Source organism: Pedobacter nyackensis, from assembly GCF_900176505.1.
Taxonomy (GTDB): domain Bacteria; phylum Bacteroidota; class Bacteroidia; order Sphingobacteriales; family Sphingobacteriaceae; genus Pedobacter; species Pedobacter nyackensis.
Genome location: NZ_FWYB01000006.1, coordinates 262,012 through 284,240 on the forward strand (window position 1 = coordinate 262,012; position 22,229 = coordinate 284,240).

The following is a 22,229-nucleotide window of genomic DNA, read 5'->3' on the forward strand; positions in this document are numbered from 1 at the left end:
TAATTCAAAGCATCAATATACTAATTAATTCTGTTTGAAAAGTAAAAAATCTATTATCGACGCCGGGGTCAGCACTTTACAGTTGGAAGCTGAGGCCATTTTAGGCTTAATTAAGAATATAAATGATGATTTTGTTAAGGTAGTTAACTTAATTATCGAAAGTAAGGGACGTGTAATCGTTACAGGAATTGGCAAAAGCGCCATTATTGCCCAAAAAATCGTGGCAACTTTTAACTCTACAGGCACCCCGTCTATTTTTATGCATGCTGCAGATGCTGTACATGGCGACCTGGGTATGATCCAACAAAACGACGTAGTAATTTGCATTTCTAAAAGCGGAAACACACCTGAAATAAAGGTTCTGGCACCCCTGTTAAAACTATCAGGGAATACCATGATTGGTATGGTTGGACAATTGAATTCCGAACTGGCCCAGCAGGCAGATCTGATCTTAAATACTTTTGTTGAAAAAGAGGCTTGTCCGCATAACCTGGCTCCTACAACCAGCACCACTGCGCAGCTTGCCATGGGCGACGCACTGGCTATTTGTTTGCTGCACGCCAGAAACTTTAATGAACAAGATTTCGCAAGATACCACCCCGGTGGTTCACTAGGTAAAAAACTATATTTAAAAACCGGAGACCTGGCCGTAAAAAACCAAAAACCGAGTATAAGTCCCGAAGCCCCGGTAAAAGACGTCATCATAGAAATTAGTCAAAACCGTTTAGGTGCTGTAGTTGTTGTTGAAGGAAATATAGTTTTGGGCATCATTACCGATGGAGACATCAGAAGGATGTTGCAGAACCACACCGATTTAACCAATATTAAAGCTAGTGATTTAATGAATCCTACTCCGAAAAAAATCGAGAAAGACAGCTTAGCACTTCAAGCACTCCAAATCATAAAAGAAAACAATATCACTCAATTATTGGTTACTGATGCCGGAAATTATTTTGGTATCGTACATTTGCACGACCTTCTGCAGGAAGGCATTATTTAACACTTTCTAACTTGACATGAATAAAAATAATTATGCATTAATAATGGCTGGTGGAGTTGGCAGCCGTTTTTGGCCAGTTAGCAGAACAGAATTCCCGAAACAGTTCATCGACTTCTTTGGAGTTGGAAAAACATTGATTCAAAGTACTTACGATAGATTTTTAAAGATTTGTCCGCCAGAAAATATTTTTGTTGTAACCAATGAAATCTATATTGATATCGTCAAAAAACAACTACCTGATCTAGACGAAAACCAGATCCTGGCCGAGCCGATCATGCGCAATACCGCACCATGTATCTCCTATGGATCCATGAAAATTGCCCATCTTAATCCAAATGCTACCATTGTTGTTGCCCCATCCGACCATACCATTACCAATCAGGATGCGTTTTTTGCAGCAATTGAGCAATCTTTAAAAGCAGCTTCAGAAAACAACTGCCTGATCACACTTGGAATTAAGCCGAGCCGCCCCGACACCGGATATGGTTACATTCAATACATAGAAAACACATTAAAGACCGACGACCAAATTCATAAGGTAAAGATCTTTACAGAGAAGCCGAATATTGATTTAGCAAAATCGTTTATACAAAGTGGAGATTTCTTGTGGAATGCCGGAATTTTTATCTGGTCTGCCAAATCAATAAACAATGCATTTTCTAAACACCTTCCAGAAATGCATGATATTTTTCTGCAAGGTAATTCGCTGTATAATACCAAGAAAGAAAAAGATTTTATCAGTGATGCTTATCAGCAATGTACAAACATCTCGATAGACTTTGGTATTATGGAAAAAGCCGAAAATGTTTATGTTTTACCAGCAGACTTTGGTTGGTCAGATTTAGGCACCTGGGCATCGATATACGACATTGCAGAACATGATTATGTAGGCAATGCAGTAATACCGGCAAAACAGGTAATGATGTTCAATTCATCAAACTGTATGGTTAATGTACCTAAGGATAAACTAGTCATACTGCAGGGATTACATGATTATATTGTCGTGGAATCGAACAATACGCTTCTGATCTGCCCAAGATCAGAAGAACAAAGCATCAAACAAATAGTAGCTGATGTTAAAGCTAAATTTGGAACGAAGTTCATTTAGTCTTTTAGCTTAAAATACCATACGCATCCGGATTTGGTTTTGCCCGATTCGGATGCTTTTTTTATAACCCTTCAAATATTGCCCTTTTACAATGAGTAAGTTTTTATACGGAATTGATTTTGGAACAACCAATTCTGCCCTATCGATCTATGATGAAGAGAAAAAAGAGATTATAGACACCATTATTGTTCCATCTATTCTATACTTTCAAAGTGAACAGGCAGCCACCGAACCATTAAAATATGTTGTAGGTGAAGAAGCCATTGCATCTTACCTTAGCGATGGAATGAAAGGGCGCTTCATGAAGTCCATCAAACGTATCCTGCCTAGAAGTAGCTTTATTGAAACAAGGATTCACAATAAAAGATTCAATGCCTCAGACCTCGTTACTTTAATCCTGATGGAATTAAAAAGCAGGGCTGATCAAATTACAGGCACCGACTGCCGAAAAGCTATTATCGGAAGACCGGTATTTTTCGACGATGACAATGCTTCTAAGGATGCACTTGCTCAGAAAAGACTGAATAAAGCGGCTGAGAATGCAGGCTTCGATGAGGTAAGGTTTCAATTTGAACCCATAGGTGCTGCCTTTGCCTACGAAAAAACCATCAGTAAAAAGGAAAAGGTATTAGTTGCCGATTTAGGTGGAGGGACAACCGATTTTACCTACCTGGAATTAGATCCTACCAAAATTGGCAGTAAAGACCGCAGGAAAGATATCATTGCCACTGGTGGTATATATATCGGTGGAGACAGTTTCGATTCGGCTTTTATGTGGGAAAAAGGCACACCATATTTTGGAAAGCACACCATGTACGAGGCTGCACCTGGAAAAATGTTAAAAGTTCCGGTATCCCTATTTGCGAATATCTGTTCATGGGAACAAATGAACTTTTTTAATGGGCAAAAGATCAAAAACGATATACAAACCTATTACCATTACGCCAAGCAAGACAAGAGCTTTAAAAACCTGATCACACTAACTGACAACAACCTTGGATATTCTGTATTTCAGTCTATTGAAAAAACGAAAATAGAATTATCTAAACAACCCTCATCAGTATTTAAGTATTCCAAAATGGAAATAGAGATTGAAGAAGAAGTCACAATTGATCAGTATGAAACCATCATAGAAAAAGACATGACAAAAATCAGTCACTATCTGGATCAGTTTTTAACTGCTCATCAGATCAAGCCCGGCGACATAAACAGTTTGTTCTTAACTGGTGGTACCTCAATGGTTACAGCAGTTAAGAACTTGTTTAACACCAAATTTCCGGATGTGCCCATCCATACGGGCGACAACTTTATGAGTGTTGCCAAAGGATTAGCCTACAGCGGTTATTTATTTGATGAAGAATAATGAATTAGGGGTCATCTTCAGCTATTGACGCTGTCTGATGGCCTCATATAAAATAACTCCTGCTGATACCGATACATTCAGCGAGCTAATCTCCCCAATCATTGGAATTTTAGCCAGATGATTAGCCATACGCATGATTTCGTTAGAAATCCCCTCATCCTCTGCTCCCATCACTATTGCTGTTGGCGCAGTATAATCAGGCGCATAAATCAAGTCATTCGTTTTCTCCGTACAAGCCACGATCTGTAAACCGCATTCCTGTAAGTAAAGCGCTACTTTATGTAAATTTTGATGTCTGCATACCGGAATGGTAAACAAAGCTCCTGCTGAAGTCTTGATGGCATCTGCATTGATTTGCGCCGAATTCTTTGAAGGAACAATAATTGCATGCACACCTGCACAGGCAGCAGTTCTGGCAATCGCACCCATATTCCTTACATCCGTAACCCCATCTAGTATCAGCACTAAAGGCGTCTCTCCTTTTTCATAAATGGTTGGAATAATATCTTCAATCTTTTGAAAAGCAATAGCAGAAATCACAGCAATCACACCCTGGTGATTTTTCTGTGTCATCCTGTTCAACTTTTCAATCGGCACATTATGTACAGGGATGTCAGTACCTTTTAATAAAGTCTTTAGCTCTAAAATGATCTCACCGGTAAGTCCACGTTGTATATAAATACTTTCTACATCTTTTCCAGCTTTAATAGCTTCTATTACAGCACGTATACCAAATACAAATTCATTATTTTCTTTAGGTCTTGAAGGTCTTCTGGAATTTTCCATTAATATTAAATTGAGCCGCAAAAATAGTCATTCTTTTCCACATAGTTTTGTTAGCAAAAATCAAAAATTCATCAAAGCGATATAGGAATGATGGTATTCATGAATGTCGAAATGTTCATAAAGAAATACCAAAACGACCTATTTTTTCTATAATTTTGCAGGCATGAGTAACGATCACGCATCACAAGGACAAGATAAGGCAAGCTTCAGTGCAAGGAAGAACAGATTAAGCAATACGGTGGGCACTATGGGCAGGATACCGCCCCAGGCCATTGACCTTGAGGAGGCTGTTTTAGGCGCACTAATGCTCGAAAAAGACGCTTTATCTACAGTTATCGATATCCTTAAGGCAGATATGTTTTATCATGAAGGGCATAAAAAAATCTTCGAAGCGATTCAGGGACTTTTCCAAAAATCAAAGCCTGTAGATATTTTAACTGTTACTTCAGAGTTACGTACCTTGGGTTTGCTGGAAATGATTGGCGGCGCTTACTACATCACCAATCTTACAAACAGAGTTGCCTCGGCAGCAAACATTGAGTTTCATGCGCGGATTGTTTCACAAAAATATATTCAGAGGGAACTGATCAGAATCTCATCAGAGATCATACAGAACGCTTATGAAGATACGACTGATATTTTCGACCTGCTTGACCAGGCTGAAAAAGGCTTATTTGACATCGCCCAAAACAACTTGCGCAGGGACACGCAAAAAATGGACGAGATTGTAAAGCAATCCCTTGCTACTTTAGAAGAATTAAGAACAAAAAGTGATGGTCTAACTGGAGTACCATCAGGCTTTACGGATCTGGATCGTATTACAGGTGGATGGCAGCCATCAGATTTGGTGATTATCGCTGCTCGTCCCGCCATGGGTAAAACGGCCTTCGTATTAACCTGTGCCAGAAATGCTGCTGTTCAATTTCACCGCCCCGCCGTAGTATTCTCGCTGGAGATGTCTTCGGTACAGCTCGTAAATCGTTTGATTTCCGGAGAAGCTGAGATTGAACAGGAAAAGATTAGAAAAGGAAATCTCGCTGAATGGGAATGGCAGCAATTACATAGCAAAATAGGTGGACTTACAGAAGCTCCACTCCTAATAGATGATACCCCGGCCCTAAACATCTTCGAATTCAGAGCGAAATGCAGAAGGCTAAAAGCACAATACGACATCCAATTAATCATTATCGATTATTTGCAGTTGATGCATGGTAAAGGCGAAGGACAAAGCGGTGGCGGAAACAGGGAGCAGGAAATTGGTAGTATTTCAAGAGCACTGAAATCTGTAGCTAAAGAATTAAATGTACCAGTATTAGCCCTCTCTCAGTTGAGTCGTGCTGTAGAGAGTAGACCAGGTGTAAACGGAAAAAGGCCAATGCTATCGGATTTACGTGAATCCGGATCTATTGAGCAGGATGCGGATATGGTACTCTTCCTGTACAGACCTGAATATTACGGTATCACCGAAGATGAGCAAGGACGCTCCCAGGCAGGTGTTGGTGAGGTTATTATCGCTAAACACCGTAATGGTGAGACCGGTATTGTACCACTTCGATTTATTGGTAAGTACGTTAAATTTGCGGATCTGGAAGAAAGTTTCTCTGCACCAACCTCATTCTCTATGGATAGCCCAAGTGCAGGAATGGCACCTTCAGCGGATTTTGACAGACCTGCAGGAAATGTAATCATTAAGCCATCACGCATGGACGACATGCATGATGACGCCCCTTTTTAACGCACTATAAAAAGTAACCTAACAATATACCCGCCAGCACAATAAATGGAGTGCTAACTCTGGTATAATTTAGAATCAAAAAGGTAACAACCATTATTGCTATTGCCATTGCATTTAAAGCCACTGGTAATAGCAGTAATATAAATGCGGCAATAATAAACCCAACACTTACTGCATTAATCCCTGTTAAAGAATATTTGATATGGGTTATTTTTTTTAGGTCCTCCCAAAACGGAACGATAAATAACACCAGAATCAAACCAGGTAAGTTAATTCCAATAACACCTACGAATCCTCCCAAAATCTGACCTGTAATGCCAAAACCGAAATTCCTCATGCTTAACGCTCCCAGGTAACTGGTAAAAGAAAATGTTGGACCAGGAAGTGCTTGTTGCAAAGCAAAGCCCGATAAAAAGCCTGAAGCACTTAAGTACTGCTTCATTTGCACAAACTCCGTAAACATCAAGGGAACAAGCACTTGTCCGCCGCCAAAAATCACAATACCATTACGATAAAAATTCTCGAATAACCTGATAGGTAAACTAAAAGGTGAAGTTCGGTTGATAATAGCACCCATTAAGGCTAAAAATAGCAGCACTCCAAAAAAGTAAGTAAGCTTTTTAGGGTTAATGTTCGAAAAAAGATTTAACCTGATCTTACTTTCTTCTGACGGTGTGCCTATCGCAGAGGAAACTATCCCTCCCATTAATATGGCCAGTGGAAACACATAGGCGTTTTTTAATACCAGAGTTACAATGGCTGCAGATATCGCTAAAAAAATAGTTAATTGTGATACCAAAACTCTTTTTGCCAGGTTAAAGGCGCCATATGCTACGATACCCAATGCTATCGGCTGTATGTATTTTAAAATTTCGATGAACTTGTCTTTATGATCCAGTTTCGCAAAACTAATTGCAGCGAAGGTCATAATTGCAGCAGAAGGCAATATCCAGATCAAAAATGTAATGATGGAAAGCTTTAGCCCTCCCACTTTATAAGCAACACCTACAAGCGTTTGCGTAGAAGCCGGTCCCGGCAATATTTGAGCAAGCGCATTCAACTCAAGTAACTCTTCTTCAGAAATAAACCTAACGTTTTTTACAAAATACTTGAGTAAAAGTGCTAAATGCGCCTGGGCACCACCAAAAGCCGTGAAAGTAAAAAGGAATACATTACGGATAAACAACAATTGCCTTTTTCTACTCACCCCGTCTTAATTAATCATCTTCATAATCTAAACCGGCAGCCGAATTGTAAGCCCCCTGGAGCTCAGAGAAAGCATGCATATCTCTTTTATTCCGCGCTGCAATCATCCCCTTCTGATAGATTTCCAGAGCGCGCTCTGTTTGATCTAATTTCTGATATAACTTACCCAAATGGTAATAGGTACCGACATAATCCGCGTGGTCGTTAATTAACCTTAAATAATATTCAAGGGCTTTTTCTGTCTCATTTGAGGTATTATACTCAGTCGCTAACGCGTACAATACGAACGGATCATTAGGATCACTTTCTAAAAACTCTAATAACTTTACTAATCGGGTACTTTGCATTTTAAATCCCTGCTTTTTTAATTAGATTTGCAAAAAGACAATTTGAAGTTAAAACTTCTTGACCTTTAAAAATCAAATATATTAATCTATGAAATATCATGAGATTACAATTAATTAAAAAGATCAAAGCTAGTGATAACATCATAACCTTTAAAAATCAAATTATAAATCTATGAAAATATTAGTTTGTATCAGTAACGTGCCCGACACGACCACAAAAATAACTTTTACCAACGATAATACACAATTCAATACATCAGGAGTACAATTTATCGTAAATCCTTATGATGAAATTGCCTTATCAAAAGCCATAGAGCTTTGTGAAGGTGGAAAAGGTACAGTAACCGTAATCAATGTTGGGGAAAGCGCTACTGAACCAACAATCAGAAAAGCATTGGCTATAGGTGCTGATGATGCAGTAAGAATCGACGCTGCACCAAGAGATGCTTATTTTACTGCCTATCAGATCGCTGAATACGCTAAAAGCAACGACTTTGATATGATCTTATGTGGGCGTGAATCTATCGATTACAACGGCTCTCAGGTGGCAGCAATGGTTGGTGAATTCTTAGACATCCCTTCTATCTCTATCATTAAGAAATTAGACTATGATGGAACGACTGCAACTGTAGAACGTGAAATTGAAGGTGGTAAAGAAGTGATTTCAGTAAGCGGTAAATTTATTGCCAGCTGTGCAGAAGGAACCGCTGAACCTAAAATACCTAACATGAGAGGAATTATGTCTGCACGTACAAAACCTCTACAAGTGGTTGCAGCAAAGGAGATAGCACAACTTAGTAAAGTACAACAATTTGAAACCCCTCCGCCACGTGGTACAGTTAAACTTGTCCCAGCGGAAGAAACTGCTAAATTAATCGACCTGTTACACCAGGAAGCAAAAGTAATTTAATAAAAAAAGATCTTATGTCAGTTTTAGTATATGTAGAGCAAGTAGATGGTAAATTTAAGAAGTCTGTATTTGAAGCAGTTTCTTACGCAAAAGCCATTGCAGATAAACAGAATAGCAGCTTAACCGCTATTTCAATTGGTAATGTTAATGAGAATGAATTAAATGAACTAGGTAAATATGGCGCTTCTAAAGTTTTAAGCGTTTCAAACGACCAGTTGAAAAACTTCGTAAATCAGGCTTATGCAGCTGTTATAGCAGAGGCAGCAAAAAAAGAAAATGCAACAGTAGTTGTATTATCTAACTCTTTCTCCGGAAAAGGTTTAGGGCCACGTATTGCAGTAAAACTTGAGGCAGGGCTAGTAGATGGCGCAGTAGAATTACCGAATCTTGATGGTGGAAAATTCCAGGTTAAGAAAACAGCTTTCTCAGGAAAAGCATTTGCTACTGTTGAATTAACTTCAGCTATAAAAGTAATTGCGCTTAACCCTAACGCTTTTGGCGTTAAAGAAAATGCTACAGCTGTAGCCATTGAAACTTTCAATCCGGAAGTAAAATCGACCGACTTTGCTGCTATCGTTAAAGAAGTTGTTAGAGCAACCAATAAAATATCTTTACCCGATGCAGAATTAGTTGTATCAGCGGGAAGAGGCTTAAAAGGTCCTGAAAACTGGGGTATGATCGAAGAACTTGCCTCCCTGTTGGGTGCTGCAACAGCTTGTTCAAAACCGGTATCAGATGCCAACTGGAGACCGCATGAAGAACACGTAGGACAAACTGGTATCGCTATCAGTCCAAATTTGTATATTGCGATAGGTATTTCAGGAGCAATCCAACATTTAGCTGGTGTAAGTTCATCAAAAACTATTGTAGTGATCAATAAAGATCCTGAAGCACCTTTCTTTAAAGTGGCTGATTATGGAATCGTTGGCGATGCATTTGAAGTAGTACCAAAATTAATAGAGGCATTAAAAGCACATAAAGGGTAATATTTTGTCATCCTTGAGCTTGTTAAAGGCCCATAGGGTATTTGACAAGCTCAACATGACATTTCTATAAAATGAAAAAAGTAAAACTAGACATCGTTGGTTTATCTTATAGCCAAACCCAGTCGGGCGCCTACGCCCTTGTACTCGGAGAAGTAAATGGCAGAAGACGCCTTCCAATTATTATTGGCGCGTTTGAAGCACAGGCTATAGCCATAGAAATAGAAAAGATGACCCCCAGCAGGCCGTTAACCCACGACCTGTTTAAGACATTTGCGCAGATCTACAACATTGAAATCGAAGAGATTTTAATCTATAACCTGGTAGAGGGGGTTTTCTATGCTAAGCTGATTTGTACTGACGGAAAAACTACCCATGAAATTGACGCCCGCACCTCCGATGCCATTGCATTAGCTGTTCGCTTCAATGCCGCTATATACACTTATGAATTTATACTTTCTTCAGCAGGCATTGTAATAGAAGGTAACGATTTCCTTTTTCTTGAAAACATGGACAACCTGTCGAAAGAACAGGGAACAGAAGACATGTCATCTATGTCCTCGAGCTATAAATCATTAACCATAGAAGAATTAAACCAAAAACTTCAGGAAGCAATCGCTGAGGAAGCTTATGAAAAAGCTGCCCGTATTCGTGATGAACTAAACAAAAGAAACAATGAACGTTAAGTTACGCTTAACCCTTATGAGTTTTTTACAGTTCTTCGTTTGGGGTGCCTGGCTTATCACTATAGCTAATTATTGGTTCGGGACAAAACAATGGGATGGTACGCAATTTGGTGCCATTTTTGCCACAATGGGGTTTGCATCCCTGATCATGCCTACACTCACTGGAATTATTGCCGACAAGTGGGTAAATGCAGAAGTTCTTTATGGAATTCTGCATATTCTTTATGCGGGGGTATTGTTCTATATTCCACAGGTTGAAAGTCCGAATAGTTTTTTCTGGGTCATGCTATTGGCGATGTGTTTTTATATGCCAACCATTTCATTAAGTAATTCTATTTCTTACACTACCTTAAAATCCAGAGCATTCGATGTAATCAAGGATTTCCCACCTATTAGGGTTTGGGGTACTATTGGCTTTATTGTGGCTATGTGGACGACCAATCTGACCGGGAATAAAGCTACAGCTTATCAATTCTATATCGCAGGTACTGCTGCACTTGCATTGGGTATATACGCTTTTACTTTACCAAAATGCCCACCGCAGAAGTTAATAGAAGAGAAAAAAACATTCGCACAAACTTTAGGTTTGGAAGCATTTAAGCTGTTTGCAAATTATAAAATGGCTTTATTTTTCATTTTTTCCATGTTTTTAGGTGGTGCATTGCAATTGACTAATGCTTATGGTGATGTGTTTCTAGATGAGTTTAAACTATTCCCGGCCTATGCAGATTCATTTGTAATTAAGTACTCGACGATCATTATGTCTATTTCTCAGGTTTCTGAGACCTTATTCATTTTGGCAATTCCTTTCTTTTTAAAACAATTTGGTATTAAAAAAGTAATTGTGATTGCTATGTTAGCCTGGGTTTTACGCTTTGGATTCTTTGCCTTTGGCGATCCTGCAGGTAACTTATGGATGATTGTAATGTCGTGTATCGTATACGGAATGGCATTTGATTTCTTCAATATCTCCGGTTCCCTTTTCGTGGAGACTTCTACTACTCCAAAAACGCGCTCATCGGCACAAGGCATGTTTATGATGATGACAAATGGATTCGGAGCAGTATTCGGAAGCCTTGTCTCCGGCTGGATGATCGATAAATACTTCACAAAACATTATAGTGATATTCAATCTTTGGCCACTGTGGCAAATACAAATCCAGAAAATGAGCACTTACTTACCTTCCTAAAAAACAAAGGTATAAGCGTGTTGAGTAATGGTGATCTAAGCAGAGTTTTAGATGTAAAAGACTGGCACGACATATGGCTTTCTTTTACAGTTTATGCATTGATCATTACCATCGGATTTGCTGTTATGTTTAAGCACAAACACAATAGCGCTGAAGAAAAAGCTATTGAAAAATTAGGACATTAAACATATACACTATTGTTTTAAAATGATGGCAAAAACAAAACCCCGTTCAGTTATGCTGAACGGGGTTTCATTTTTTATAATCAGAATATTATCTATCTTTTATTTCAGTGAACTTTCTATCAGTGTGGCCAACATAAATTTGACGCGGACGACCGATCGGTTCTTTGTTTTCGTGCATTTCTTTCCATTGTGCGATCCATCCTGGTAAACGGCCTAAAGCGAACAATACCGTGAACATATCAGTTGGGAATCCCAGAGCTCTATAAATGATACCAGAATAGAAATCTACATTTGGATAAAGCTTACGTTGAACAAAATAAGGATCATTCAATGCTGCTTCTTCAAGCTTCTTAGCGATTTCTAAAACAGGATCGTTAATTCCTAATTTCTCTAAAATATCATCACATGCTTTTTTAATGATTTTAGCTCTTGGATCAAAGTTTTTATAAACTCTGTGTCCAAAGCCCATCATGCGGAAAGGATCATTTTTGTCTTTAGCTTTATTGATCCATTTTTCTGTGTCTCCACCATCTTCTTTGATCAGCTCAAGCATCTCAATTACTGCCTGGTTCGCTCCACCATGAAGTGGTCCCCACAAAGCATCAATTCCTGCAGATACAGAAGCGTACAGATTACAATCAGAAGAACCTACCATTCTTACAGTAGAAGCAGAACAGTTCTGCTCATGATCCGCATGAAGGATAAGTAAAGTGTTCATTGCATTAACTACTACCGGATCGATTTCAATCTCCTCAGTACGCTGACCAAAAATCATGTTCAGGAAATTGCTTACGTAGTCGTACTTATTTTTAGGGTAAATAAGTGGATGACCCAATGATTTTTTATAAATGAAAGAAACGATAGTCGGGAATTTAGCCAATAACTTGATCATCGTCAGATCCATTGTTTCAGGCGATGAGTTGGCGTTTAACGACTCCGGATAAAAGGTCGACAGTGAGCACACTAACGAAGAAAGTTGCGCCATTGGGTGCGACTTAGATGGATATCCATCCAAAAACTTCTTCATGTCTTCATGGATCAGTGTATGTCTGCTGATCTGAGTCTGGAAATCCGTAAGCTGAGATTCAGTAGGCAGATCTCCATAAATTAATAAATAAGCTACCTCTAAAAATGTAGATTTTTCTGCCAGTTCTTCAATTGGATAACCGCGATATTTTAAGATACCCAGTTCGCCATCTAAAAAAGTTATTGCACTCTTGGTAGAGCCCGTATTCTTGTATCCAAAGTCTAAAGTAATATGACCGGTTAAATCTCTAAGTTTAGAAATATCAATAGCCTTCTCCCCTTCGGTACCTGTAATAACGGGAAATTCATACACTTTTCCATCAATCTTAATTTCTGCAATATCTGACATATATATTCTTAAATTTTATAAAACAAACTTAACTAATCCATTCTGATTAGCTTTTAGCTTACTATAACAAAGCTGTTAAATTATTATTAAATGAGCGTCAAAAAAGAATCAAAAAACTACTTACTAGATTTTATCTCTTCCACAATACGACCACACTCCATCATCTCATCTCCATAATATGGATTTTGAATTTTGCTCTCCGCCGAAAGCCAGTCACCCCCATCATTATTATTGGCCATAGGGCAATGTTGTACATAAATAGATCCCTTAACCAGATCAGCATGCTTAAACAAAGCAATCACATCCGAACTTAATGATGTAAATTCTTTACGCTGCGTTTTAATATCAGCAGCAGTCGCAATCTTGTCCGCAATTAATGCAGTACTCTCACAACCTTTATAATTAGCAAGATCAGTTTTAAGGGCTAAAGCTGCCTTTTGAGCCTCTTCAAATTTTGTACTAACCAAAGCGTCCTTCAAAGAAATGTAACCATTATATATGGCCTGAACTTTACCGTCTTTTAATTCAACTGCAACACCAGCGGTTTTGATGTTTGTTGTGGTATCTGAATTCCCTGCTACTTTCTTTTCCGTATTCGTGCAAGAAACTATCCCTGAGATGAGCATTACTGCAAGATATTTCCTCATGTTTTGTTTTTTCGGTTAAAATAGCATTTTAATTTTAAATAAATAAACCAGGACCTAAAAAAATCCTGTACATTTCATTTTTACCTGCAAAAATAAGCTTTGAACAAAATATTTACAATCAATACCACCCAATTAATTAGGTCTAACCCAAAATAAAAAGACCTGTATCATGAACATGATACAGGCCTTTTATAAATATTCTATTCAGAATTACAATTTGAAGCTATAAGCTAAACGTAGCTTACGCCTAAACACATGCCATTATTTTTCTTATCCTCATAAAATTTTAAATATCCAAAGAATTAAGTATACTGAATCTATTCGTAAAAACTACCGGATGCGTTTCAAGTTTTTATCATATAATGACAAAGCCTGATCCATAAGATCGTCTGTTCTATCCGAATTTATCCAGTTTATTTTCACACCATCTTTCTCCATCTTTCTGAAAAAAGTCATCTGCCGTTTAGCAAATTGGCATATTGCGACCGCTAATCTTTCCTGCAGCGTACCATAATCCATCTCACCGGAAAGGTAGCTTACAACAAACTTGTATTCAAGACCATAGAAAATCAATTTCTCCTTCGAAACTCCCCTCTTTATTAACGCTTCTACCTCCTCAATCAAACCCTGCCTCAGTCGTAAATCAAGCCGGCTAATAATCCGCTCTCTGCGTAAATTAATAGCCGAAGCCAAACCGATAACACAGGAATTTAAGGCCGGCCTTTCTACTTTAATAAGTGTATGTCCGGTTAAATAATCGGACACTTCTATGGCTCTTATTAATCTTTTTCGGGATGATAAATCTGCGTGAGCCGTAAATTCATGAGCGTATCTTGACAAAATATCCCGCAGTTCAGGCACCTCTAATACCTCTAAAGTGGCCCTGAGCGTAGCATTTGGCGGAATAGCTGTATACTCATGATCCTGAAGTATACTATGGATATACATACCACTGCCGCCACATAGCACTGGAAGCACCTGCCTTTCAGTTATTTCCTCAAATGCTTCATAAAAATCTTCCTTAAACTCGTTCACATTATAACTATCACCGGCACTTTTAATGTCAATCAAATGGTAAGAGATTTTTCTGCCATCAATGATGTACTCATCCAGATCTTTTCCAGTACCAATATCCATTCCCTCAAACACTTGCCTGCTATCGGCACTAATAATTTCACCGTTTATGGCGCTAGACAAATTGACAGCAAGCTTTGTCTTACCAGAAGCAGTAGGCCCCAATATCACCAGGAGTGGCTTTTTATCAGTTTTAGTATGATCAAAAGAAATCATTTCATTTATTTTTTTCAATTGCAAGATACTCCCTTTAATGTAGATACAATATATATTTAAGATTTCCGGTATTAAAAACAGGGAGGAATTCTTTGGGATCGGTGGCCTGATCTACACGATGAGGAAAGGATCTGGAGAGGTCCTTTCTATGCAAGCATATTTGCATTGGAGGGGTAACCCCCACTAACTTAAAACCAGACTGTTCGTATGCATTGCCAAGCGACCAGTCACGATCTGCATAACTCATCACATCATGCGGTGACAATAGCTTAATAAAATGTTTTAACAGTTTTGTAAATCCGCCTGTAACCGTAACACCTATTAACGTTGCAAAACGAATCAACTCAACAGATTGATAGTCGCTCGCGATCCTGGTCATAGGCCTGGTGCTGCTAAAACAAGCAACGGCCACTACCTGCCCATCAATTGTCAACGCAAATTTGTACTTAGCTTTTGCAGTTCCCTGAATATGGTTCCTGTTTAAAAAATCATCTGCCTGCTTCTGATCGATAGCAGATATTATACCTTTCCGGCCATGCATGCGTTTATTTAAACCGAGAATAGATTTAATCCGCCCCAATACCTGCTCCTGCCTGGTATGCCAGATATCTTCCCATAACTGCACTAGATTTAAACCTTTAAGTTGGTAGTCCGATTGCAATGCGATCAATTCATCGACAGCATAATTGTTTTCAAGCGGAATTAAATTAACGACTACCTTTTCATTACACAAGATCAAAGTATACTTTTCATGGGTTACAGGTACAACGTCCACCCCCATATTCGCTAACGCGATTAACACACTATCTTGCCAAACTATTTTTATGCCCAACCCTTTTCTTTATATAATCTATATCCCTCAGCTAAAGCTGTTTCAATATGTGACAAAAGCACATCATCTAATTCTTTGATATGAAAACATGATTTCCCCTTCAGCAACTTTAAAAGCGCTGGATCAAAAATTTCCTTCATTACTGGCTCTGCATACACAGGCATAAAGTAAAACCCAACATGACCTTTATGTATCATCACAGCAGCAAAATGAACTTCCTTATTTAATCTCCCTTCAATTTCTACATCTCTTTCACTCCACAGATCATAGGAAGTTTCACTGTTAATCTTACTATAGAACCCCAATGCTGCATATGGCTGAAGCACGGCCCTGATGGTTTGAAAAATTTCTATAAAATCTGTTTTCATAATTAAAACAACACCTCTAAAGTCATATTGTTTAAGTCCAGCAACAAGTTAATCCAACCACCATTCCTCCGAAGGGTAATGCTCATCCAAAACCACCAGCTCTCCCAACAGAGGTGTAGTAATTTTAAATTGCTCCAATTTCGCCTGTTTTGTAACCCTGATAGCAGGTTCATTCCAGCTATGCATAGCCAGACTGAATTTAGCCCAATGTACCGGAAGTAAAACTTTAGCGTTTAAATCTTTAGCTGCCTGAACCGTTTGTTCAGGAAACATATGAATTAAAGGCCAATAGCTATTATATTGTCCACACTCTAATATAGCCAGATCAAAAGGACCATGCTGTGCGCCCGTTTTCTTAAAGTGTGTATCATAGCCTGAATCACCGCCCAAATATAATTTATGCTTAGTACCCTGTAATATAAAGGCCGACCATAAAGTCTGATTCCTTGTAAATAGTCTACCTGTAAAGTGCCGTGCTGGTGCGGCTATAAATTTTAAGCCATGAGCGATCGTTTCTTCACCCCAGGCCAGTTCAACAATTTTACCAGCCGGTATCCCCCAATGCTCCAGATGAGCTCCTGCTCCTAACGAAGTAATGAATAGCCTGGTCTTATCCTTTAGCTTCAAAATACTCTGGTAATCCATATGATCGTAATGATCATGGGTAATTAAAATGATATCCAGTTCCGGAAAATCCTCAGCTTTAACAAAATCTGTTCCCGCATAACTACCGGTACCTATAAAAGAAAGAGGCGAAGGGCGCTTGCTAAAAACGGGATCAACCAACACCTTAATGCCGTCAATCTGTAAAAAATAAGAAGAGTGTCCAAACCAGATCAGTTTTGTTTTGGTAGTTGCGCTGAAATCAGGAACCATATGAGGCAATGCCTTTTTAGGTGAACTGTTTTCATTTCCTTTTATCATCCCCACAATCATATCCCAGTAACTTACGCTATCAGGCTTCATAGGGGTTGGCGACAAATTATCTAATGTTCCGTCTGCTTTAAAATTAGACAGTTTTTTCAATCTTTCCAACCGCGCACCTTCCGGAGCACGTCCGAATACTGGCATATTAAACAACCATATGACAGCTAACGCCAATACGATAATAACTGCTAAAATGGAATACATAAATTTCTTCATTTAATTAATCAATCTTTTGCTCCTCCGCTGGTGTTGGTGTTGGCGTTGGTGTTGGTGTTGGTGTTGGTGTTGGTGTTGGTGCAAGTTTAGCAGCCAAAGCATTTCCAGCAGCCAAAAGCTCATTGGTAATGGTTTTCGTATAATCTGTGATCTCTGCCTTAAAATCAACCACCGACGCGCCAGTACGTATTTCCTCCAGTCGCTTTTCCCATTGCCCTGTCAGCTCTGCCTGTGCAATCTTTTTATCCTTTACCACATCATAAACCGCTAACCCCTTAGTAGTAGGCACCAGGTTACGTTTCTCTCTGGATATATATTCCCGGTTAATCAAAGTTTCAATAATAGATGCCCTGGTAGCCGGAGTACCCAATCCACTGTCCTTCATGGCATATCTCAGCTCCTCATCCTCAATGTCTTTACCCGAAGTCTCAAGCGCCTTTAGCAAGGATGCCTCGTTATACATAGCTTTAGGCTTGGTTTGCTTTTCCAACAAAGCCTTATTGGTAATAGGCAACTCCTCACCTTTCTTAACTTTCGGCAAGGCCGGATTTTCCTCATCCTTTTTCTCCTCGTCCGATTCATTAAATACCGAGCGCCAACCCGCAGAGCGGATTACTGTACCATTAGCCACAAACAAAGAACCGGATTCGATCGATATTTTAGTGATTTCCTTAACACATTCCTGGTGAAATGCCTCAAGCATCCGTCCAACTACCATCTCATAAATAGCCTGTTTATCACCACTTAATTGATATGGAGACTCACCGGTAGGCAAAATAGCATGGTGATCGGTCACCTTCTTTGCATTCACACTCCTTTTATTCAATGGAACGGTCAGCAAGAACTCAGCTTGCCTGCCAAAATCCTTATGATCTTTTAACTTATCTATCAGTGTAGGTACGCCAGCAAACACATCATCGCCAATGTAACGGCTACCCGTACGCGGATAAGTAACGAGCTTGCTTTCATATAAACCCTGTAACAAACTCAATGTCTGATCGGCCGTAAAGCCCTTACGCTTATTCGCTTCCTGCTGTAAACTACTTAAGTCATGCAACAGCGGAGGAGGTTCTTTACGTGGTTTAGCTTCAACACCTATAATCTTACCTCCATTGCTAAAACCAGATGCAACATCCTCAATCTTAGCCAGCAATTCTTCAGCTTCTTCTTTCTTATCAAAGCTATTTACACACATAGCCTTAAACAGCTGTCCGTCTTTATCCAGCTGAATCGCCAACTGATAATATGTCTGAGGAACGAAATTCTTGATTTCCAGATACCTAGAGCAAATCATAGCCAATGTTGGCGTCTGCACCCTACCTAACGATAAAACTGAGCGGTTTCCGGCTGATATACTTAAAGCCTGTGTAGCATTCATACCAACAAGCCAGTCGGACTCCGACCGACAATGCGCCGAATTAAATAAAGTATCATAATCCGTTCCCGGTTTCAGATTTCTGAACCCTTCTTTTATGGCTTCATCAGTTTGCGAGGAAATCCAAAGCCTTCGGAAAGGTTTTTTACATTTTAAAAAATAATAGATGTAGCGGAAAATCAATTCACCTTCCCGCCCGGCATCCGTCGCCACTATAATCTCATCGGCTTCGTCAAATAACTTTTTAATGATATCAAGTTGTTTACGCACACCAGGATCTTCGATCATACCGTCCTTGGATTTTATTTTCCTGATAGCCAGCTTAAACTTCTTCGGCAACATCGGTAAATGCTGTCTACGCCAACCAATAAAACCGTAATCCTGTGGTGGAGCAAGTTGTAGCAAATGTCCAAATGCCCAGGTAAAAGAATACCCCTTCCCTTCAATATATCCGTCTTTTTTAGTTGTAGCACCGAAAACCTTAGCCAATTCACGTCCCACCGAAGGTTTCTCTGCAATTACAATCTTCATAATTTTTCAAAAATATCTAAACCAATCTTAAATGTATTACAATGTGCATCAACAATGTCTTTAATGTTTGGTGAATACCCACCCCCCATACTTACCTGAACCGGTAAATTATTGTCTTTACAAAACTGTAGTACCATCCTGTCTCTCTCTTTACAACCGGCTTTACTTAAAGCCAATTTACCCAATTTATCACTTTCCAGCACATCAACTCCAGATAAATAGAACACAAAATCGGGTTTGTGCGCTAAAAGTAATGGAAGTGCGTTGCTCAATTTACCTAAGAAAGCAGCATCGCTGATTCCATCTTCCAAAGGAATATCAAGATCGGAGCGCTCCTTTCTAAAAGGAAAATTCTTATCACCATGCATTGAAAACGTAAACACCCGGGGCTCATCGTAAAAGATTTCGGCTGTTCCATTGCCCTGATGAACATCTAAATCTATAATTAAGATACGACTGGCTAATCCTCTATTTAACAAATAGTTTGCCGCTATAGCCTGATCATTCAACAAGCAAAAACCCTCACCCCAGTTACTCCCAGCATGATGTGTACCCCCAGCCACATTAAACGCTATGCCACACTGCCTTGCATACAAAGCTCCCTCAACAGTCCCCTTTGCTATTCTGATTTCACGTTCAACCAATTGAGCGTTTAATGGAAAACCTATTCTTCTTTGTTCCTTCGCAGGAAGTGTGAGCGTTTTTAATTGATCCCAGTACGCCTTCTCATGCGACAACAAGACCACATTCTCTTCCAATGGCTCCGGCGCAAACAAGTTCTTTTCGGTTATAATACCTTCATGAAACAATTGCCCGGGAATCAATTCATACTTAACCATAGGGAATCGATGCCCCTCAGGTAAAGGGTGCGCGTACAAAGGATGCCAGGCGATCTTAATCATTACTTAAGAATCTCTCCTACATGCTTTTCTATATTGTTACAGATTTCATTTACAGGAAGGTCATTAGCATCCTCACCAAAAGGATTTTCAATCTCTTCGGCAATTAACTCCAAACTGGCCAGCACATACAAAATGAAAGGAACAATAGGTATTACAAAATATCCCAGACTAAACACCCATCCAAAAGGCAAAGTGATGACATAAATAAAGATGAACTTCTTTATAAAGGCACTATAAGAATACGGAATTGGCGTATTTTTAATACGCTCACAGCCACCGCATATTTCGGTAAATTGCTGAACATCTGCATTCAATATGATGAGCTGTTCGTTTGTAATCTCCCCAGTAGCCTGAAGGTCAAAAACCCTCGATGCTATACCTGCAGCTACCTGATTGGGGATATGCTTACCGCCATCCACTTCAATCATTAAACTATCCTTACCAAAATACTGCCTCTCTCTTAAATGCTCCCTTAATGCAAAAGCATACTTTGCAATGGCGTAATCAAAGAATGCAACATGCTCAGGCCTTAACTTTAAGGCTTTGATTTTAATAGCAAAATTGCGACTTACATTGGTTAATCCACCTAAAAGCCGCCTACCTTCCCACCATCTGTCGTATGATGTATTGGTTCTGAATACCAGTAACATCGAGATAACAAAACCAAGCAGATTATGCATCATTCCAATATTTTTCACATAGATTGTTTCCGCCAGCTTCAGGTAGTTCAGCTCCAGAAAAGCCATAATCCCAGAAAACATAGCTACGCTGACCATTAATGGCCATAAAGTACGAATCGTATCCGCCTTATGTACATGAAATATAAAAGTTACCCAGTCTTTAGGATTGTAATTGATCATAATAATTCTATTTCACTAATATCTTTTTACTGATCTCCAATAACAATGCTCCTGTTTCAAAAACATCTTCAAAAGAGTTATACAAAGGTACCGGGCTTAGCCTGATGACGTTCGGTTCTCGCCAATCTCCCAACACATTATTAGCCACCAACTGCTCAAAAACCTCTTTTCCTTTTTCCTTTGCTATGATAGAAACCTGAGCGCCGCGATCAGCTTCATTTGTTGGAGTAATGATTTTATATTGCTCCATTTCCAACACCATATTCACTTCATTAATAATGAAAAACAAATAAGCAGTTAAAGTTTTACTTTTCTCTCTTAAGGGATTTATGAACCCCGCTTTTTCGAAACTCTGCAGGGAAGCATAGTATAATGCCATAGGCATTACCTGGGTGCAACTCACCTGCCAACCGTCAGCTCCGGCCTCTGGTACAAATCCCTTTTCCATTTTAAAACGTTGCTGCTCCTGATATCCCCACCAACCTGCAAAGCGATTTAAACTGCTGTCAGAAAAGTGCTTTTCGTGAACAAAGATGCCACTTATACCGCCTGGCCCCGAATTTTGGTACTTATACGAGCACCAGCAAGCAAAATCAATATTCCAAGCGTGTAACTGCACTGGAACATTCCCCGCTGCATGCGCTAAATCAAAACCAACAATTGCGTCTACAGCATGCCCCGCTTTCGTGATCGCCTCCATATCAAACCACTGCCCGGTAAAATAATTAACACCTCCAAACAACACCAGCGCTATTTCATTACCGCTTTCGGCAATAGCATTAATGATATCCTCTGTTCGTAAGATATATTCACCTTCTCTGGGTGCAACCTCAATAATTGCCGCTTTAGGATCATAACCATGAAAACGAACCTGACTTTCAATCGCGTATTGATCGGATGGAAAAGCCCCTGCCTCCATGATAATCTTATACTTACCTGGTTTAGGCTTGTAAAAGCTAACCAATAACAAATGAAGATTTACTGTTAATGTATTCATTGGACAAACCTCGGCAGGACTTGCACCAACCAATGGAGCCATCAGTTTTTTCAACTCCTTGTGGTAAAACATCCATGGCGTTTTCCCTTCAAACCAGCCCTCAACAGCATAATTCTGCCAATTGTTCAACTGCTCATTAAGAACCTCACGTGCTGCTTTAGGTTGCAACCCTAAAGAATTACCACACAAGTAAATAAAAGGCTTCCCATTTTGCTGAGGGAATAAAAAATCCTGCCTTAATTCACGAAGCGGATCAGCTTGGTCGAGCGCTTGTGCAAATGCTAACGTGTTCTCAAAATTCATTGTTTCAAATATCCACAAAAAAGGGAGATAAATAAATCAGGCAGGCAATTTTGTTATCCACAAAATCAAATATCAATCAGACGAACACTTAGCCTGGATAGTTCTAA

General features: G+C 39.3%; 21 protein-coding genes. 8 read left to right on the forward strand and 13 right to left on the reverse strand.

Annotated elements, in window-relative coordinates:
* The first annotated feature begins 34 nt into the window (after positions 1–34).
* The 3 genes from B9A18_RS13405 (at position 35) to B9A18_RS13415 (ending at position 3,471) form a co-directional block, all read left to right on the forward strand.
* Positions 35–1,000, forward strand: a complete 966-nt coding sequence (locus B9A18_RS13405; RefSeq protein WP_084289825.1) for a KpsF/GutQ family sugar-phosphate isomerase — start codon at positions 35–37, stop codon at positions 998–1,000.
* A gap of 16 nt (positions 1,001–1,016) precedes the next feature.
* A complete protein-coding gene (locus B9A18_RS13410) occupies positions 1,017–2,108 on the forward strand; it encodes a mannose-1-phosphate guanylyltransferase (protein ID WP_084289826.1) in 1,092 nt (363 codons plus the stop codon).
* 91 nt (positions 2,109–2,199) lie between these two features.
* Positions 2,200–3,471 carry an Hsp70 family protein gene (locus B9A18_RS13415; protein ID WP_084289827.1) on the forward strand — a complete coding sequence of 424 codons (1,272 nt, stop codon included), beginning with the start codon at positions 2,200–2,202 and terminating at the stop codon, positions 3,469–3,471.
* Positions 3,472–3,492: 21 nt separating this feature from the next.
* Here the strand turns inward: B9A18_RS13415 and rlmB are convergent, their stop codons facing one another.
* A complete protein-coding gene (gene rlmB, locus B9A18_RS13420; RefSeq protein WP_084289828.1) occupies positions 3,493–4,257 on the reverse strand; it encodes a 23S rRNA (guanosine(2251)-2'-O)-methyltransferase RlmB in 765 nt (254 codons plus the stop codon).
* Between the two features lie 163 nt (positions 4,258–4,420).
* Between rlmB and dnaB the strand changes: the two genes are divergently transcribed.
* The gene (gene dnaB / locus B9A18_RS13425; protein ID WP_084289829.1) at positions 4,421–5,992 is read left to right on the forward strand and encodes a replicative DNA helicase; all 1,572 of its coding nucleotides are present in this window, start codon (positions 4,421–4,423) and stop codon (positions 5,990–5,992) included.
* A gap of 4 nt (positions 5,993–5,996) precedes the next feature.
* Here dnaB and chrA read toward each other — a convergent pair whose 3' ends face one another.
* Both chrA and B9A18_RS13435 read right to left on the reverse strand, forming a co-directional pair.
* On the reverse strand, positions 5,997–7,199 hold the full coding sequence (gene chrA, locus B9A18_RS13430; RefSeq protein ID WP_235005320.1) for a chromate efflux transporter: 1,203 nt from the start codon (positions 7,197–7,199) through the stop codon (positions 5,997–5,999).
* 10 nt (positions 7,200–7,209) lie between these two features.
* A complete protein-coding gene (locus B9A18_RS13435; RefSeq protein ID WP_084289831.1) occupies positions 7,210–7,545 on the reverse strand; it encodes a tetratricopeptide repeat protein in 336 nt (111 codons plus the stop codon).
* Between the two features lie 172 nt (positions 7,546–7,717).
* On the opposite strand from B9A18_RS13435, the gene B9A18_RS13440 reads away from it, so the two are divergent.
* The 4 genes from B9A18_RS13440 to B9A18_RS13455 all read left to right on the forward strand — a co-directional run bounded on the left by B9A18_RS13440 (position 7,718) and on the right by B9A18_RS13455 (position 11,499).
* Positions 7,718–8,455, forward strand: coding sequence for an electron transfer flavoprotein subunit beta/FixA family protein (locus tag B9A18_RS13440; RefSeq protein WP_084289832.1), 738 nt, complete (start codon positions 7,718–7,720; stop codon positions 8,453–8,455).
* Positions 8,456–8,469: 14 nt separating this feature from the next.
* Positions 8,470–9,441 carry an electron transfer flavoprotein subunit alpha/FixB family protein gene (locus B9A18_RS13445; RefSeq protein ID WP_084289833.1) on the forward strand — a complete coding sequence of 324 codons (972 nt, stop codon included), beginning with the start codon at positions 8,470–8,472 and terminating at the stop codon, positions 9,439–9,441.
* 71 nt (positions 9,442–9,512) lie between these two features.
* A complete protein-coding gene (locus tag B9A18_RS13450; RefSeq protein WP_084289834.1) occupies positions 9,513–10,124 on the forward strand; it encodes a bifunctional nuclease family protein in 612 nt (203 codons plus the stop codon).
* Positions 10,114–11,499: a nucleoside permease gene (locus tag B9A18_RS13455; RefSeq protein ID WP_084289835.1), complete on the forward strand. Its 1,386-nt coding sequence runs from the start codon at positions 10,114–10,116 to the stop codon at positions 11,497–11,499. Before B9A18_RS13450 ends, B9A18_RS13455 begins: the two co-directional genes overlap by 11 nt.
* 88 nt (positions 11,500–11,587) lie before the next feature.
* Here B9A18_RS13455 and B9A18_RS13460 read toward each other — a convergent pair whose 3' ends face one another.
* The 10 genes from B9A18_RS13460 to kynU all read right to left on the reverse strand — a co-directional run bounded on the left by B9A18_RS13460 (position 11,588) and on the right by kynU (position 22,122).
* Positions 11,588–12,874, reverse strand: a complete 1,287-nt coding sequence (locus B9A18_RS13460; RefSeq protein WP_084289836.1) for a citrate synthase — start codon at positions 12,872–12,874, stop codon at positions 11,588–11,590.
* Between the two features lie 116 nt (positions 12,875–12,990).
* Complete coding sequence (locus B9A18_RS13465; RefSeq protein ID WP_084289837.1) at positions 12,991–13,521, reverse strand: DUF3347 domain-containing protein; 531 nt, start codon at positions 13,519–13,521, stop codon at positions 12,991–12,993.
* Positions 13,522–13,851: 330 nt separating this feature from the next.
* Entirely contained in the window at positions 13,852–14,811 is a 960-nt protein-coding gene (miaA, locus tag B9A18_RS13470; RefSeq protein WP_084289869.1) for a tRNA (adenosine(37)-N6)-dimethylallyltransferase MiaA, read from the reverse strand.
* Positions 14,812–14,845: 34 nt separating this feature from the next.
* Complete coding sequence (locus B9A18_RS13475) at positions 14,846–15,643, reverse strand: PDDEXK family nuclease (RefSeq protein ID WP_084289838.1); 798 nt, start codon at positions 15,641–15,643, stop codon at positions 14,846–14,848.
* The gene (locus tag B9A18_RS13480) at positions 15,634–16,011 is read right to left on the reverse strand and encodes a DUF1801 domain-containing protein (protein WP_084289839.1); all 378 of its coding nucleotides are present in this window, start codon (positions 16,009–16,011) and stop codon (positions 15,634–15,636) included. The genes B9A18_RS13475 and B9A18_RS13480 overlap by 10 nt, the downstream gene beginning before the upstream one ends.
* 48 nt (positions 16,012–16,059) lie before the next feature.
* On the reverse strand, positions 16,060–17,154 hold the full coding sequence (locus tag B9A18_RS13485; RefSeq protein ID WP_084289840.1) for an MBL fold metallo-hydrolase: 1,095 nt from the start codon (positions 17,152–17,154) through the stop codon (positions 16,060–16,062).
* Positions 17,155–17,158: 4 nt separating this feature from the next.
* Positions 17,159–19,060: a DNA topoisomerase 3 gene (locus tag B9A18_RS13490; RefSeq protein WP_235005321.1), complete on the reverse strand. Its 1,902-nt coding sequence runs from the start codon at positions 19,058–19,060 to the stop codon at positions 17,159–17,161.
* Complete coding sequence (locus B9A18_RS13495; protein WP_084289841.1) at positions 19,057–19,962, reverse strand: histone deacetylase family protein; 906 nt, start codon at positions 19,960–19,962, stop codon at positions 19,057–19,059. Before B9A18_RS13495 ends, B9A18_RS13490 begins: the two co-directional genes overlap by 4 nt.
* Positions 19,962–20,822: a bestrophin family protein gene (locus B9A18_RS13500; RefSeq protein WP_084289842.1), complete on the reverse strand. Its 861-nt coding sequence runs from the start codon at positions 20,820–20,822 to the stop codon at positions 19,962–19,964. Before B9A18_RS13500 ends, B9A18_RS13495 begins: the two co-directional genes overlap by 1 nt.
* A 7-nt stretch (positions 20,823–20,829) precedes the next feature.
* A complete protein-coding gene (kynU, locus tag B9A18_RS13505; protein WP_084289843.1) occupies positions 20,830–22,122 on the reverse strand; it encodes a kynureninase in 1,293 nt (430 codons plus the stop codon).
* Between the last annotated feature and the right edge of the window lie 107 nt (positions 22,123–22,229).

Excerpts from the sequence above, each read along its gene's own strand:
- B9A18_RS13410 (WP_084289826.1), top strand. The coding sequence starts at position 1,017 with ATGAATAAAAATAATTATGCATTAATAATGGCTGGTGGAGTTGGCAGC.
- rlmB (WP_084289828.1), bottom strand. The coding sequence starts at position 4,257 with ATGGAAAATTCCAGAAGACCTTCAAGACCTAAAGAAAATAATGAATTT.
- dnaB (WP_084289829.1), top strand. The coding sequence starts at position 4,421 with ATGAGTAACGATCACGCATCACAAGGACAAGATAAGGCAAGCTTCAGT.
- B9A18_RS13490 (WP_235005321.1), bottom strand. The coding sequence starts at position 19,060 with ATGAAGATTGTAATTGCAGAGAAACCTTCGGTGGGACGTGAATTGGCT.
- B9A18_RS13480 (WP_084289839.1), bottom strand. The coding sequence starts at position 16,011 with ATGAAAACAGATTTTATAGAAATTTTTCAAACCATCAGGGCCGTGCTT.
- B9A18_RS13465 (WP_084289837.1), bottom strand. The coding sequence starts at position 13,521 with ATGAGGAAATATCTTGCAGTAATGCTCATCTCAGGGATAGTTTCTTGC.
- B9A18_RS13450 (WP_084289834.1), top strand. The coding sequence starts at position 9,513 with ATGAAAAAAGTAAAACTAGACATCGTTGGTTTATCTTATAGCCAAACC.
- miaA (WP_084289869.1), bottom strand. The coding sequence starts at position 14,811 with ATGATTTCTTTTGATCATACTAAAACTGATAAAAAGCCACTCCTGGTG.
- B9A18_RS13455 (WP_084289835.1), top strand. The coding sequence starts at position 10,114 with ATGAACGTTAAGTTACGCTTAACCCTTATGAGTTTTTTACAGTTCTTC.
- B9A18_RS13500 (WP_084289842.1), bottom strand. The coding sequence starts at position 20,822 with ATGATCAATTACAATCCTAAAGACTGGGTAACTTTTATATTTCATGTA.
- B9A18_RS13415 (WP_084289827.1), top strand. The coding sequence starts at position 2,200 with ATGAGTAAGTTTTTATACGGAATTGATTTTGGAACAACCAATTCTGCC.
- B9A18_RS13460 (WP_084289836.1), bottom strand. The coding sequence starts at position 12,874 with ATGTCAGATATTGCAGAAATTAAGATTGATGGAAAAGTGTATGAATTT.
- B9A18_RS13440 (WP_084289832.1), top strand. The coding sequence starts at position 7,718 with ATGAAAATATTAGTTTGTATCAGTAACGTGCCCGACACGACCACAAAA.
- kynU (WP_084289843.1), bottom strand. The coding sequence starts at position 22,122 with ATGAATTTTGAGAACACGTTAGCATTTGCACAAGCGCTCGACCAAGCT.
- B9A18_RS13485 (WP_084289840.1), bottom strand. The coding sequence starts at position 17,154 with ATGAAGAAATTTATGTATTCCATTTTAGCAGTTATTATCGTATTGGCG.
- B9A18_RS13445 (WP_084289833.1), top strand. The coding sequence starts at position 8,470 with ATGTCAGTTTTAGTATATGTAGAGCAAGTAGATGGTAAATTTAAGAAG.
- B9A18_RS13435 (WP_084289831.1), bottom strand. The coding sequence starts at position 7,545 with ATGCAAAGTACCCGATTAGTAAAGTTATTAGAGTTTTTAGAAAGTGAT.
- B9A18_RS13495 (WP_084289841.1), bottom strand. The coding sequence starts at position 19,962 with ATGATTAAGATCGCCTGGCATCCTTTGTACGCGCACCCTTTACCTGAG.